Origin of the sequence: Allobosea sp. AAP35, from assembly GCF_001295925.1 — a bacterium.
GTDB lineage: Bacteria > Pseudomonadota > Alphaproteobacteria > Rhizobiales > Beijerinckiaceae > Allobosea.
The window spans coordinates 1-13,799 of the sequence record NZ_LJHQ01000048.1; the positions used below are offsets into that span (position 1 = coordinate 1).

The window sequence follows — 13,799 nt, forward strand, 5'->3', positions numbered from 1 at the left end:
TGCGCCCCCCCATCCCTAACCCTTCCCCACCGCAAGCGGGGGGAAGGGAATCTTGCACGGCGCTTCATGGCGTCGCTCCCTCGACCAGTTCGCGCCCATCGCCCATCGCATAGGCCTTCTGCACCTCGACGCGCAGCGAGGCCCAGATATCGCGGTGGATCTCGTGGAAGGCCTTCTCCAGCCTGATCTCGGCGATGTCGCGCGGGCGCGGCAGGCTGACCCGGTAATCGGCGACGATGCCCGCCGCAGGCCCCGCCGACATCACCACGACGCGGTCGGACAGGGCGATCGCCTCCTCCAGATCATGGGTGACGAAGATCAGCGCCTTTTTGTCCTTCGACCAGAGATCGAGCAGGAGATTGCCCATGATTTGCCGCGTCTGCGCATCGAGCGGCCCGAAGGGCTCGTCCATCAGCAGGATCTCGGGGTCGCGGATCAGCACCTGCGCCAGCGCCACGCGCTTGCGCTGCCCGCCCGAGAGCATATGCGGATAGCGGTCGACGAAGGCGCGCAAGCCGACGCGAGCCAGCCAGTCCCGCGCCCGCTTGTCGGCCTCCGCATCGGAGACGCCCATGGGTTCGAGCGCGACCTTGACGTTGTCGAGCGCGGTCTTCCACGGCATCAGCGCATCGGCCTGGAAGAGGTAGCCGGCGCGGCGGTTGAGGCCCGATAGCGGCTTGTCGAAGATCGACACCGTGCCGGCGGAAGGCACCAGCAGCCCCGCCGCGGCGTTCAGCAAGGTCGACTTGCCGCAGCCGGTCGGCCCGACCACCGAGACGAACTCGCCGGCGGATACCGCGAGGTCGATCCCCGTCACTGCCTGGTAGCGCTGGCCGCCATCGATATGAAAGGTGATGTCGAGTCCCGTGAGGGCGACGGCGGTCTGTGAACCGGTGACCGCCGCCTCAAGCGACAAATCCGCTGGCCCCGCATGGCCATGCGGGCTGTGCTGCAACTCCATGAAACCCGTTTCCCCGTCGGCATCCGGCGCTCTTGGCGGCGCTGGCCGAAGCTTGATTGGCATCGCTGTCGCCAGACTAGGCGATCATGGGCGCAAGGCAAACCCTCTGTCCGCAGGCAGAGGAGGGGTCGTCGCTTTAAGCCTGAAGGCAGCGCGCGGTTGCATTGGCCCGGCAAGGCAGCGATAAGCCGCCAGCCTGCAACGCGAGCGACCCGAACGACCATGGCCCAACTCGAACTCTGGATGCAGGCGCTGGTCGCATTCATGCAGGCCAATCAGGAATGGGCGGTCCCGATCGTTTTCCTGATCGCGTTTTGCGAGTGCGTCGCGATCCTGTCCTGGCTCGTTCCAGCCACCGTTTTCTTTACCGCGTTTGGTGCGGTGGCCGGCGTATCAGGGCTCAATTTGGTCCCGCTCGCGATCGCGGCAGCCGCTGGAGCGGGTTTTGGCTTCTGGGTCTCGTACTGGGCCGGTCTGGTGCTCGGCCCGCGCATCGACGATTACTGGCCGTTCAACAAGAACCCGCAGATGCTGGTACGGGGCCATGCCTTCTTCGAGAAGTGGGGTGTTGCCAGCATTCTCATCGGCCACTTCTTCGGGCCCCTGCGCGCCGTCGTGGCCATCGTCGCCGGCATTGTTAGGATGCCGTTCTGGCCGTTCCAGATCGCCAACTGGCTGGCCTCGATGGCCTGGGGCTTTGCGCTGATCTATGGCGGCGGCACCCTGGCCGAAATGGTGAAGCAGGGCGGTTGGCTTCCGCGCTAGGCCCGCGCCGACTTACGCCAGCCCCAGAACCACGGCGAGCAGCAACATCAGCGATACCGCCATGGCCAACCCGGACATGGTTGTCGGATTTGTCAGTTTGGACACCGTCATCGCAACCCCTCCTGTGCCATCAAGCATCTGCCGCGGCCGAGCCGGCAGCCCTAGGCAATGGCCTCGACGACGAACCAGGCAATGATCGCCAGGACAAGGCCACCGACAAGCACCATCAGAACGGGAGCCCCAAGAAAGCCCTGGCGGCCCTCGACCGGAGTTTCCACCGCCGGGCTGGCATTGCTGTGATCGTCGGCCCGCATCGCGGGCGCCGCAGTGCCCTGCACGGTGCTCTCGGTCTGCGTCTCAGCGCGCAGCTTCGCATCGTCAACCATGATCGCTCTCCTGACCCGGGGGCCGTTAGCCGGGAATTAAACCTAGAAAGGTGTTGAACAGCAGCGCCACCGCCAACCCACCCAACAGAGCACTGAGAAACCACGACTCCTCGATCGGGTCGTGCTCGGCAGCTTTGCTGCGGCTTTGCTTTGCTCGCATGGCGTCATCCCGCATGCGCCGTTCGAAGGCCTCATCATCGCGCGCCATACCGCATCTCCCAACAGGTTCTGTGCCGGTCAAACGCGCGGTAGCCGCATCGGTTCCTGATTCGTTAACAGGCGGCCGGCAGCGGAACGAACGAGGGCGGGAGCATCGCTGCGCCCGCCCTCCAGACTTCTGCAAGATCGTTTGTGTTCAGGGTATTGCAATGATGCGACCCGGATTCCGCGAGGGGTTAAGGCGGCGAAAGCTGGAGCTGGCACCAGGTTCCGAAGTCCGCCGCATCATCGCCGGTTTCACTGCGACGTTTCGACATGGCGACGAGCGCTTTCACCTGATGGCGAAGGCCCGGCACCGGCCGGGCCTTCCATGAACCACTGACCGTCGTCAGTTCTTCGTCTTGTCGACCAGGGCCTTGGCCTTGATCCAGGGCATCATGTCGCGCAGCTTCGCGCCGACTTCCTCGATCGGATGGGCGGCATAGCGGGCGCGCGTCGCCTTGAACGAGGTCTGGTTGACCTTGTTTTCAAGCATCCAGTCGCGGGTAAACTTGCCCGACTGGATGTCGGTCAGCACGCGCTTCATCTCGGCCTTGGTCTCGGACGTGATGATACGCGGGCCGGTGACATACTCGCCATATTCGGCCGTGTTGGAGATCGAGTAGTTCATGTTGGCGATGCCGCCCTCATAGATCAGGTCGACGATCAGCTTCACCTCGTGCAGACACTCGAAATAGGCCATCTCGGGGGCGTAGCCGGCCTCGGTCAGCGTCTCGTAGCCGGCCTTGATCAGCTCGACGAGGCCGCCGCAGAGCACGACCTGCTCGCCGAACAGATCGGTCTCGCACTCTTCCTTGAAGGTGGTCTCGATGATGCCGGCGCGGCCACCGCCATTGGCGCTGGCATAGGACAGGCCGAGGTCATGGGCGTTGCCGGTGGCATCCTGATGGATCGCGATCAGGGTCGGCACGCCGCCGCCGCGCTGATATTCCGAGCGCACGGTATGGCCGGGGCCCTTGGGGGCAACCATCAGCACGTCGAGATCCTTACGCGGCTCGATCAGGTTGAAATGGACGTTGAGGCCGTGGGCAAACAGAAGGGCAGCGCCCTCCTTCATGTTGCCGTGCAGCTCGTCGCGATAGATGTCGCCCTGCAGCTCGTCGGGGGTCAGCATCATCATGATGTCGGAGACCTTGGCGGCCTCGGTCGGGGTCATCACGGCAAAGCCGGCCTCTTCGGCCTTCTTGCGCGTCGGCGAGCCGGCCTTGAGCGCGATGACGACGTCCTTGACGCCAGAATCGCGCAGATTGAGCGCATGGGCATGGCCCTGGGAGCCGTAGCCGACGATGCAGACCTTCTTGCCCTTGATCAGGTTGATGTCGGCATCACGATCATAATAGACGCGCATGGGATTGGTCCTTCCTTGGGTTGGTTTTGGGAACGGGTGGTTTCTTCAGGCCTGCGGTGCGGAGGGCTTCCGCCCGTAGAGGGTGAGGAACTGGTCTGTCGCCCGGGCGGCATCGCGCGCGATTTCGTCCTGGCCCAGCGTGAGGCTGTCGCCGAGCAGGAGCCGGATCTGCACATCGCGCCCGACCAGGCCGAAGAAGCTGCGAAACGCCGTCTCGGAATCCTCGAAAGCGAGCAATCCCGCATCGCGCCCTGCCTCCAGCACTGGCCGCAGCCGTTCGCCGATGGCGAAGCGCCCGTTCTCCAGCACAATGCCGCCGAGATTGCTCTTGCGCGACGCCGCATGGCCGATCGCCAGGCGGTTGAGCGCGATCGAGGTCGGGCTGGAGATCACCGCGAGCCATGTGGCGGCGAAACCCTTGAGGCTGTCGCGCAGCGTCGCAATGTCGAGCGTCGGGCGGTCATAGCGCCCGGCCCGCACCCGCGCCGCCTGCCAGCGCACGGTCGCGGCGAGCAGCCCTTCGCGATCACCGAACCATTTGTACAGCGTTTCCTTCGAGCAACTCGCCCGGCGCGCCACGGCCGTCATGGTGAGCTGGTCGCCTTCCTCCACCATCAGCGACAGGACAGCGTCCAGCACCGCCCGCTGGCGCGCCGTCGGCTCGTCCGTGTCCGCGATGGTCTGTGTCGCCGCCATGAGGGTCCAGGCCAGGAGAATATGCCGTACCGTACGTTACGGTTCGGCTCTCTAGCGCGACCTGCACGCCATCGCAAGAGGCTTTCCTCGCTAAAAGCGGGCCGCTGGGTCCCCACTGGCCCGAGTGAACTTTCTACAGGCCCGCCGTCTGCTGGCTCGCGATCCGCTGCAGGAAGATCGCGGCAACCGTGAGGATAAAGCCGGCCCACCATAAAGGCGAGCGCAGGCTCGAGCCGCTGCCGGGCGCCTCGGCCGGCGCCTTGCCGTTCAGCCGCTGCATGATCGGCCAGGCAAAGCAGCCGAGGCCGAGGATGCCAAGCCCGAGAGCGATGTATTCCAGGCTTGGCGGTGTCATTTTAAAATGGGTTCCAACCGGATTCCCACATAGGCTGCAAGCCTGTGTGCGACGCGTGAGACAAGTTCGTCGGAGAGAGACCCGATCCGACGCCGGAGCCGTTCGCGATCCACCATTCGGACTTGATCCGTCAACAGCGCTCCCGAAACGATGGAGCCGGCTGGAATGACGATTTTAGTGGGCCAGTTTCCGGGATTCGAAGTGATGGGACAGACCAGGATCCGCCCCGATATCCCATGCAATGTCTCATTGGAGATGATCAGAGCAGGACGTCTCCCGCCTTGCTCGGAACCGATGACCGGATCGAGATCGACCCAGTAAACGTCCCCGGTCCGGCAGTCAGCGGCGGGGGTTGTAGTCGTCATAAATGATCTCCGACCCTCTGTCGGGACCCCAATCCCAGTCGTCTACGGGTGCATTGGCCAATCCGCCAAGCCTTTCGGCCTCTGCCAGAAGCCATTCAGCGGTCACCGGATACGGTTCAGGCGTCGGGAGGACGTCATGGCCCGCCTTGTCCGATGTGACGCGCTTAAGTCTGACCTCTTCGCCGTCGACGCTGACATCGAGCGTCGTGCCGCTGATGAGTCCAAGCTGCTTCACCACCGCCTTCGGCAATCGCACCGCCGTGCTGTTGCCCCATTTCGCGACCTGGACCTTCATGGCGCGCCTCCTCTGCCGGATATCCATAGCATCCGGCCCGGATATCCGCAAAATCACATCGCCTCGGGGCCTCGGCTCATCGCGGCGATGCCGGTGCGCGACACCTCGGTCAGTCCTACCGCCGTCATCAGCTTGATGAAGCGTTCGATCTCCTCGGTCGAACCGGTCAGTTCGAAGACGAAGGAGGTCAGGGAGGCGTCGAGCGTGCGCGCGCCGAAGGCGGCGGCCAGCCGCATCGCCTCGACGCGGTGGTCGCCCTTGCCGACGACCTTGACCAGCGCGAGTTCGCGCTCCAGCGCCTCGCCCTGCAGCGTCAGATCGACGACGCGATGCACCGGCACCAGCCGGTCGAGATGCGCCTTGATCTGGTCAATGATGTGGGCCGTTCCCGAGGTCACGACCGTGATCCGCGAGATATGCGCGTCGTGCTCGGTCTCCGACACGGTCAGGCTCTCGATATTGTAGCCACGGCCCGAGAACAGCCCGGCAATCCGCGCCAGCACGCCTGGCTCGTTGTCGACGATCACCGCCAGCGTATGGCGCGCGACGGGCTGGGCGACGGGCGCGTTGGGATAATGCGATGACGTGTTCATGAGGACGCTCGGCTGCGACTGAGGGAGGGACGGAAATCGGTCAGGACGGGCTCGTCTGCCTCGTCCTCGGCAATGATCCAGGGTTCAGCAAGCGCACCGAGTCGCCAGGATCGGAACCCTTGCGTCGCCTGCACGGCGTCGCAATAGGCGGCACTGACGGGGTCGAGCGCGACGGAATAGCCCGTGAAGCGCGCTGTCACCGGCGCAAACATCGCATCGGCTGCCGTGAAGGCGCCGAACAGGAAGGGACCCTCCCCGCCGAAGCGCTCGCGAGCCTCGCGCCAGATCGCGCTGATCCGCGCCACATCGACGGCAACCTTCGCGCCGCGATCACGCGGTGGATGCACCCAGGCGAGATTCATCGGACAGGCGCCGCGCAAGGCCTGAAAGCCGGCATGCATCTCGGCGGCGATCGAGCGGGCCATCGCCCGGGCGGCCGGCTCGCGCGGCCAGATCGCGAGGTCGGGGCGCGTATCGGCGACATGGTCCATGATCGCAAGCGATTCCCAGACCCTGATCTCGCCATCGACCAGCGCCGGCACCTTGCCGGCCGGCGTGAACGCCGAGATCGAGCGCTTCCATTCCGGATCGTCGAAGGTCTGCCCGAAGGGCACCAGCACTTCCTCGAAAGGGATCCCGAATTCCGTCAGCAGCAGCCAGGGCCGCAGCGACCAGGAGGAATAGTTCTTGTTGGCGATGACGAGTTTCATGGGGCGCTGGCTCTCATGGAATGATGACGTTGGTCATCGGAAAAGCCCGCGCGGCACCAGCGACCAGTGCCGCATCGAATGTGCCGAAGCCGGCAACGTCGTCGCAGGCGGCAAGATGAACCGCATCGGCGAAATCCATCCCGCCCCGATAGGCTTCGAGCGACATGGCAAATCGTTCGGGGGCCTCCACGGATAGCTGATCCGTCGCACCCAGAAGCGAGAAGGCAGCGACGATCTGCGCGCGCGAAAATCCGTAGACGGACCGAAGCACCCATTCTGTCTCCATGACGACCGTGGTCTGCACCAGCCCGCCGCGCGCCAGGATCAAAGCGCGCGCGCGCGCCACCTGCCGAGGGTCATCCTCGGTGATCAATCGCACGACGATATTGGTATCGAGCGCGATCATCCCTTCTTGCGCTCCCACCGCTCGCGCATCGCATCATCGATACCCTTTTGCATGTCCTCGAGCGACTTGGGCGGCCCCTCATAGGGGAGGCATCCGATCAGATCGTCGATCGTGTAGCGCTTCTCCGCCGGCTTCGGCCGCAGGAATACCCCGCCATCGCGGGCCACGACCTCGAACTCCGTGCCCGGAGCCCAGCGGCCGGCATCCCGAACACTCTTGGGCAGAATGATCTGGCCTTTGGTGGAGAGCCGGGTGGTGGCCATTGCGCACCTCACAAGTAAGACGAAAGGTAAGATAACATGACGATGGGTTCCGCGCGATGGCGTCGTTCACGCCGCCCGGCTCTCGGCCGCCAGCGCAAAGTCGAGCGCCGCCTCGACGTGCAGCGCCGTCGTGTCGAACACCGGCAGGTCGACATCGCCCGGCCCGATCAGCAGGCCGATCTCGGTGCAGCCGAGGATGACGCCGTCGGCGCCCTGCCCGGCCAAGGCCGCGCCGATGATCTCCAGATAGCGTGCCTTGGAGGCAGGCTCGATCCGGCCGCGGCAGAGCTCTTCATAGATGATGCGATGGACGTCGCCGCGCTCCGCCTCGCCGGGCACGACCGCCTCGATGCCGAAAGCGGCGAGCCTGCCAAGATAGAAGCGCTGCTCCATCGTGAAGCGCGTCGCCAGCAGCAGCGGCCGCCGCGACGCACTGCGTTTGATCGCCTGGGCGGTGACATCGGCGAGATGCAGGAAGGGCACGCGGGTTGCGCCGGTGATCCTGTCGGCGAGCTTGTGCATGGTGTTGGTGCACAGCACGATGCACCCCGCCCCGGCCCGCTCCAGACGCAGCGCGCTATCGGCCAGGATATCGCCGGCGGCTTCCCAGTCGCCCCGCGCCTGCATCTCCGCGATGGCTGAGAAATCCAGCGAATGCAGCAGGATGTCGGCAGAATGAAGCCCGCCCTGCCGCGCCCGCACGCCCTCATTGAGCAGGCGGTAATAGACTGCAGTCGATTCCCAGCTCATCCCGCCGATCAGGCCGATGGTCGTCATGTCGTGTCCCCCGCTCCTCTCTCAGCCCTCATCCTGAGGAGCGGGCGCAAGCCCGTGTCTCGAAGGATGGTCCATCAGTCTCCCGAGCCTCCTCGCGCATCCTTCGAGACGCGCCTGCGGCGCTCTCAGGATGAGGGCTGAGACATCTGGACGACGCCTCCTCAGACCAGCTGCTTGCCCTTGGCGTCGATGATCTCGCCGGTGTCGCCCTCGAAATCGGGCAGGATCATCTCGTTATGGGCCTTGCCCGAGGGGATCATCGGGAAGCAGTTCTCCTGCTTGGCGACGAGGCAGTCGAAGATCACGGGCTTGGGCGTCTCGATCATCTCCATGATCGCATCGTCCAGCGAAGCGGGATCGTCGCAGCGGATGCCGTGTCCGCCATAGGCTTCGGCCAGCTTCACGAAATCGGGCAGCGATTGCGAGTAGCTCTCCGAATAGCGCCCGCCATGCAGCAGCTCCTGCCACTGGCGCACCATGCCCATGTACTCGTTGTTGAGGATGAAGATCTTGACCGGCAGGCGGTACTGCACCGCCGTCGACATCTCCTGCATGTTCATCAGGATCGAGGCTTCGCCCGCGATGTCGATGACGAGCGCCTTGGGATGCTTCATCTGCACGCCAATGGCCGCCGGCAGACCGTAGCCCATCGTGCCGAGACCGCCCGACGTCATCCAGCGGTTGGGCTCCTCGAAGCGGTAATACTGCGCCGCCCACATCTGGTGCTGACCAACCTCGGTGGTGATGTAGGTGTCGCGGTTCCTGGTCAGTTCATAGAGCCGCTCGATGGCGTATTGCGGCTTGATGACCGAGCCCGACTGCTTGTAGGCGAGGCTCTTGCGCGCCCGCCAGCCGTCGATCTGCGTCCACCACGCCGTCAGCGCGGTCTTGTCGATCTGCGGCGAGGTCTCGCGCCAGATGCGGACCATGTCTTCCAGCACATGGGCACAGTCGCCGATGATCCCGATATCGACCTTGACCGTCTTGTTGATCGAGGATGGGTCGATGTCGATGTGGATCTTCTTCGAACGCGGCGAGAAGCCGTCGAGCCGCCCCGTGATGCGGTCGTCGAAGCGCGCGCCGATATTGATCATGACGTCGCAGTCATGCATCGCGAGGTTGGCCTCATAGGTGCCGTGCATGCCCAGCATGCCGAGCCACTGCTTGTCGGCAGCCGGATAGGCGCCGAGCCCCATCAGCGTCGAGGTCACCGGGAAGCCGGTCAGCCGCGCGAGCTCGCGCAGCAGCGCCGAGGCATGCGGGCCGGCATTGATGACGCCGCCGCCGGTGTAGAACACCGGCTTCTTCGCCCGCGCCATCAGTTCGACGGCCGCCTTGATCTTGTTCAGGTCGCCCTTGACGGTAGGGCGATAGGTCTTGTGCTGGTTGTCGCGCGGGCGGCTGTAGAGCCCCGTCGCGAACTGGATGTCCTTGGGGATGTCGATGACGACCGGGCCGGGGCGGCCATTGGCGGCGACGAAGAAGGCCTCGTGCAGGATGCGCGGCAGATCCGCGATGCTCTTCACGAGATAATTGTGCTTGGTGCAGGAGCGCGTGATGCCGACCGTGTCGCATTCCTGAAAGGCATCCGAGCCGATCAGATGCGTCGGGACCTGGCCGGTGATGACGACGAGCGGGATCGAATCCAGCAGCGCATCGGTCAAGCCCGTCACCGCATTGGTCGCGCCGGGGCCGGAGGTGACGAGCACGCAGCCGACCTTGCCGGCGGTTGAGCGGGCGTAGCCCTCGGCGGCATGGACCGCGCCTTGCTCGTGGCGCACGAGGACATGCTTGACCTTGTCCTGCTGGAACAGCGCGTCATAGATCGGCAGCACCGCGCCACCGGGATAGCCGAACAGATGTTCGACACCCTGATCCTGCAGCGCGCGGACGACCATCTCGGCGCCGGTCATCATCTCGCTCATCATAGTCTCCTGCGGCTTGTTTTTGTCTGTGGGAGATGCTGGGCAATAAAAAAGGCCCTCGAAGGGGCCTGAACATGCGCTGGCGTCGGGACGACGCGGTTCAATCAAGAACCGGTCCCTACCAGCGCACCCGTACGATAATAGGCTTGCGCATTGCGCCTCGACCCTTTGCAGATATTGCGGAACGCTAATCGACGCACGCGCGCCGGTCAAGCATTAAGCCGGCGACGGCCGCCGCCGAGCCTGCTGAAGATCACTGGGTTCCCCAGCGGAACACTTTGTCAACCAGCCCTGTCTAACCTGCCGCATCCGTGCTCCAGGATCGCCATGTATCAAGAAGTTCACACCGAGAACATCGCGGTTAGGGCGCATGCACCCGAGGTGGCGGAGCTGTTGCGCCGCTTCAGGCTGTCCGCCCAGGGCGAATTCGGCGTCTCCTATGAGGCCTTTCGCGACGAGGTGATGCCTGAATTCGGGGCCGACCTGATGGTGCTCGCCCCGACCGAAGATGGCGATTATGTTCATCTCCATTACGGGCGCGAGATCATCCGGCTGGTGGGCGGCAGCCGTATCGGCGAGCGCGTCTCGACGATGACGCCACAGGTTGCCCGTTTCACCATTGCCTGCTGCGACCACGCCCTTGCCGACGGCATGCCCAGATACACCGTCCATCGCGCGCTGAAGACCGTCCGGGTCAGCCTCTGGGAACGGCTGATCATGCCGGCGACGGCTCGCGATGGCAGCCGCCTTCTGATCGTCTTCAGCCGGCCCCTGCAGTTCCGCGAGGAGCTGCTGACGACCGTCCTCGACACCTCTCCGGCCGGCATTGTCGCCCTGCGCGTCGTGCGCGACGATGAAGGCACCATCGAGCGCACGGTCATCATCACCGCAAACCGCCGCGCGGCGACGATCGCGGGACGCGAGGGGGAGGACCTCGTCGATACCGACGCTCAGGTCAGCCTGCCGTTCCTGGCCGATGCCGCGGTCTGGCGACGCTGCCTCTACGCCATTGAACTGCGCCGTCCCGACATGATCGAGACCGCTTTCGCTGCAAACGGCCAGACAATCTGGCTTCAGATATCGGTAGCCCTGCTCGGAGACGGTCTCGTCCTGACGATCACCGACATCTCCGACCTGATTCTCGCCAATCAGGCGCTTCAGAGCCGGGCCGCGACGCTGGCCCTCGAGATCGGCCGCGAACGCGCGACCCGCCGCGCCCTCTCCCAGGAGATCGGGCAGCGCGAGGAGCGCGAGCAGGAGCTGCGCCGCCTTGCCGAAACCGATCCGCTGACGGCCCTGCTCAACCGCCGCTCCTTCACCGAAAAGGCCAATGCGGAGATTGGGGCAGCGCGTGACAATGGCTCGGCGATCGCGCTGATCATGGTCGATCTCGACCACTTCAAGGCGGTCAATGACAGCTATGGGCATCCGGCCGGCGACGCCGTCATCCGCGCCTTCGCCGATCTGCTGCTCGGCGTCGTGCGCAGCGAGCGCGATCTTGTCGGCCGCTTCGGCGGCGAGGAGTTCGCCATCCTGCTGCCGGGAGCCAATCTCGACTGCGCCATGCGGATCGCCTTGCGTATTCAGAACCTCCTGGCCGGACGCCGCCTGCCGGTCTCCGAGACGCTGTCGCTGCAGGTCTCGGCCAGCCTCGGGATCGCCACCTGCGACCACCCGCTGACCTTTTCGGGGCTGGTGGAGCGGGCCGACAGGGCCCTGTATCGCGCCAAGAACGAAGGCCGCGGCTGCATCCGCATCGCCGATCCCGATCTCTCGGTCGCCGCCTGAAACCTATCGCCGCTCAGCCAGTGCGCGCCAGGCAACCTCGCGCGCGGCTTCAGGCGCCACCGCCTGCCACCCCGCCATCTGGTGCCGGAACCAGGTGACCTGCCGCTTGGCATAAGCGCGCGTATCCGACTGCCCCCGCGCGATCGCCTCCTCCAGCCGCAGCGCCCCGTCGAGATGGGCGATCAGCCCCGGCACGCCATGGGCGCGCATCACCGGCAGCAGCGGGTCGAGACGGCGCTCGCGCAAGGCCGCGACCTCCTCCAGCGCGCCCTGCGCGATCATCGCCTCGAAGCGCGCGTCGATGCGCCGGCGGACCTCTTCACGCACCGGATCGACGAAGAGCTTCAGCAGCGGCAGACCGTCGAGCGGCCCCGGATGGCGCTCGCCCTGGAAGCTGGCGATCGAGCGCCCCGTCGCCTCTTGCACCTCGAGCGCGCGCATGATCCGCATCCGGTCGGCCGGTTTCAGCCGCTCCGCCATACCGGGATCGCGACGGCTGAGCTCGGCATGGAGCTGGTCTGTCTCGATATCCGCAACGCGCGCGCGAAAGGCGCTGCGCACGGCATCCGGCACGGGCGGGATCGCCGAGAAGCCTTCGGTCAGCGCCTTGAAATAGAGGCCCGTGCCGCCGACGATCACCGGCAGCACGCCCGCCTGGCTCAGCGATTCGAGCGTGCTCGCGACATCGGCCGCATAGCGCATCGCCGAATAATTGATGGCGCCGTCGACATGGCCATAGAGACGATGGGTTGCCATCGTCTCCTCTTGGGGGCTCGGCCGGGCCGTGAGGATCCGCAAATCGGCATAGACCTGCATCGAATCGGCGTTGACGACAGCGCCGCCCCAGTGTCGGGCGATGTCGATCGCCAGTGCGGACTTGCCGCTCGCGGTCGGACCTGCGATGAGCACCGCCCTGACCCCGTCCGCTTGTCCCCTCGTCACCAGACCCGGCCCCTTCCATGCTCGTCGCGACACTGGTTTCCGCCCATGGTCAGGCCCTGCTCGATAACGGTTTGCTCAAGCGTCTCGAAACGGGCCTGCCCGGCATCTCGCACTGCCGGCGCCTCGACGGCGAAATCGCTGCCGACCTCTTCGCGGAAGCGGGCGACGCAGGCAAGCTCGAAGCGGCTTTGCGCGAGGCGCTGGCGGGGGCTGCGATCGACATCATCGTCCAGCCGGCCGCGACCCGGCGCAAGGCGCTGTTCCTCGCCGACATGGATTCGACCTTGATCGGTCAGGAATGCATCGACGAGCTCGCGGCTTATGTCGGGCTCAAGGACAAGGTCTCCGGCATCACCGAACGCGCCATGCGCGGCGAGATCGCCTTCGAGCCGGCGCTTCGCGAGCGCGTCGCGCTGCTGAAGGGAGTCTCCCTCTCCGTGGTCGACGAGATCATCGGGCAGCGCATCACCCTGACGCCCGGCGGCCGCGAACTTGTCATGACGATGCGCGGCCAGGGCGCCCATACCGCCCTGGTCTCGGGCGGCTTTACCGTCTTCACCGGCCCGATCTCCGCGACGATCGGTTTCGAAGAGCACCGCTCGAACATCCTTCTCGCCGATGACGGCATTCTGCGCGGCGAGGTCGCGGAGCCGATCCTCGGCAAGCAAGCGAAGCTCGATGCGCTGTGCGAGTTGCGGGCCCGTTTCGGTCTACGCCCCGAACAGACCCTCGCCGTCGGCGACGGGGCCAATGATCTCGCCATGCTCGGCGAGGCCGGGCTCGGCGTCGCCTTCCGCGCCAAGCCGGCGGTCGCCGCGGCGGCTCACGCGCGGCTCGACCATGCCGATCTCACCGCCCTGCTCTATGCGCAGGGGTATACGGGTGAAGAGATCGTCCGGGATTAATTCCCAACCCTGGGTGAAAAGGCGCGCCGTCATCCTGGACCAGCGGCAAAGCCGCGCAGGCCGGAATCCGTCATAAGGCTCGACCGCGCTCTACGATGGA

General features: G+C 65.4%; 17 protein-coding genes. 3 read left to right on the forward strand and 14 right to left on the reverse strand.

Annotated elements, in window-relative coordinates; genetic code table 11:
- Nucleotides 1–64: 64 nt before the first annotated feature.
- Nucleotides 65–961 (reverse strand): ABC transporter ATP-binding protein, encoded by an 897-nt coding sequence (locus tag IP69_RS15875; protein WP_082359384.1) that lies wholly within the window; start codon nt 959–961, stop codon nt 65–67.
- 222 nt (nt 962–1,183) lie between these two features.
- Between IP69_RS15875 and IP69_RS15880 the strand changes: the two genes are divergently transcribed.
- The gene (locus IP69_RS15880; RefSeq protein WP_054143815.1) at nt 1,184–1,726 is read left to right on the forward strand and encodes a DedA family protein; all 543 of its coding nucleotides are present in this window, start codon (nt 1,184–1,186) and stop codon (nt 1,724–1,726) included.
- A gap of 161 nt (nt 1,727–1,887) precedes the next feature.
- Here IP69_RS15880 and IP69_RS15885 read toward each other — a convergent pair whose 3' ends face one another.
- From IP69_RS15885 to IP69_RS15940, 12 genes are all read right to left on the reverse strand, one after another.
- The gene (locus tag IP69_RS15885; protein WP_054143816.1) at nt 1,888–2,112 is read right to left on the reverse strand and encodes a hypothetical protein; all 225 of its coding nucleotides are present in this window, start codon (nt 2,110–2,112) and stop codon (nt 1,888–1,890) included.
- Nucleotides 2,113–2,137: 25 nt separating this feature from the next.
- The gene (locus IP69_RS15890) at nt 2,138–2,320 is read right to left on the reverse strand and encodes a hypothetical protein (protein ID WP_054143817.1); all 183 of its coding nucleotides are present in this window, start codon (nt 2,318–2,320) and stop codon (nt 2,138–2,140) included.
- Between the two features lie 339 nt (nt 2,321–2,659).
- Nucleotides 2,660–3,679, reverse strand: coding sequence for a ketol-acid reductoisomerase (gene ilvC, locus IP69_RS15895; protein ID WP_054143818.1), 1,020 nt, complete (start codon nt 3,677–3,679; stop codon nt 2,660–2,662).
- Nucleotides 3,680–3,724: 45 nt separating this feature from the next.
- Nucleotides 3,725–4,375, reverse strand: a complete 651-nt coding sequence (locus IP69_RS15900; RefSeq protein WP_054143819.1) for a TetR/AcrR family transcriptional regulator C-terminal domain-containing protein — start codon at nt 4,373–4,375, stop codon at nt 3,725–3,727.
- 133 nt (nt 4,376–4,508) lie between these two features.
- Nucleotides 4,509–4,730 (reverse strand): hypothetical protein, encoded by a 222-nt coding sequence (locus IP69_RS15905; protein WP_054143820.1) that lies wholly within the window; start codon nt 4,728–4,730, stop codon nt 4,509–4,511.
- A 339-nt stretch (nt 4,731–5,069) separates the two neighbouring features.
- Nucleotides 5,070–5,390, reverse strand: a complete 321-nt coding sequence (locus IP69_RS15910) for an AbrB/MazE/SpoVT family DNA-binding domain-containing protein (RefSeq protein ID WP_082359390.1) — start codon at nt 5,388–5,390, stop codon at nt 5,070–5,072.
- A 53-nt stretch (nt 5,391–5,443) separates the two neighbouring features.
- Nucleotides 5,444–5,983 carry an acetolactate synthase small subunit gene (gene ilvN / locus IP69_RS15915; RefSeq protein ID WP_054143822.1) on the reverse strand — a complete coding sequence of 180 codons (540 nt, stop codon included), beginning with the start codon at nt 5,981–5,983 and terminating at the stop codon, nt 5,444–5,446.
- On the reverse strand, nt 5,980–6,693 hold the full coding sequence (locus tag IP69_RS15920) for a glutathione S-transferase family protein (RefSeq protein ID WP_054143823.1): 714 nt from the start codon (nt 6,691–6,693) through the stop codon (nt 5,980–5,982). Before IP69_RS15920 ends, ilvN begins: the two co-directional genes overlap by 4 nt.
- A 13-nt stretch (nt 6,694–6,706) precedes the next feature.
- A complete protein-coding gene (locus IP69_RS15925; RefSeq protein ID WP_054143824.1) occupies nt 6,707–7,099 on the reverse strand; it encodes a type II toxin-antitoxin system VapC family toxin in 393 nt (130 codons plus the stop codon).
- Entirely contained in the window at nt 7,096–7,362 is a 267-nt protein-coding gene (locus tag IP69_RS15930; protein ID WP_054143825.1) for an AbrB/MazE/SpoVT family DNA-binding domain-containing protein, read from the reverse strand. The genes IP69_RS15925 and IP69_RS15930 overlap by 4 nt, the downstream gene beginning before the upstream one ends.
- 66 nt (nt 7,363–7,428) lie before the next feature.
- Nucleotides 7,429–8,139, reverse strand: a complete 711-nt coding sequence (locus IP69_RS15935; RefSeq protein WP_054143826.1) for an aspartate/glutamate racemase family protein — start codon at nt 8,137–8,139, stop codon at nt 7,429–7,431.
- A 161-nt stretch (nt 8,140–8,300) separates the two neighbouring features.
- Nucleotides 8,301–10,067, reverse strand: a complete 1,767-nt coding sequence (locus IP69_RS15940) for an acetolactate synthase 3 large subunit (RefSeq protein WP_054143827.1) — start codon at nt 10,065–10,067, stop codon at nt 8,301–8,303.
- A gap of 324 nt (nt 10,068–10,391) precedes the next feature.
- Between IP69_RS15940 and IP69_RS15945 the strand changes: the two genes are divergently transcribed.
- On the forward strand, nt 10,392–11,852 hold the full coding sequence (locus IP69_RS15945; protein WP_054143828.1) for a sensor domain-containing diguanylate cyclase: 1,461 nt from the start codon (nt 10,392–10,394) through the stop codon (nt 11,850–11,852).
- A gap of 3 nt (nt 11,853–11,855) precedes the next feature.
- Here IP69_RS15945 and miaA read toward each other — a convergent pair whose 3' ends face one another.
- The gene (miaA, locus tag IP69_RS15950) at nt 11,856–12,794 is read right to left on the reverse strand and encodes a tRNA (adenosine(37)-N6)-dimethylallyltransferase MiaA (RefSeq protein WP_156323497.1); all 939 of its coding nucleotides are present in this window, start codon (nt 12,792–12,794) and stop codon (nt 11,856–11,858) included.
- Nucleotides 12,795–12,811: 17 nt separating this feature from the next.
- Here miaA and serB point away from each other — a divergent pair, with 17 nt between their 5' ends.
- Entirely contained in the window at nt 12,812–13,699 is an 888-nt protein-coding gene (gene serB / locus IP69_RS15955) for a phosphoserine phosphatase SerB (protein ID WP_054143886.1), read from the forward strand.
- Nucleotides 13,700–13,799 lie beyond the last annotated feature (100 nt).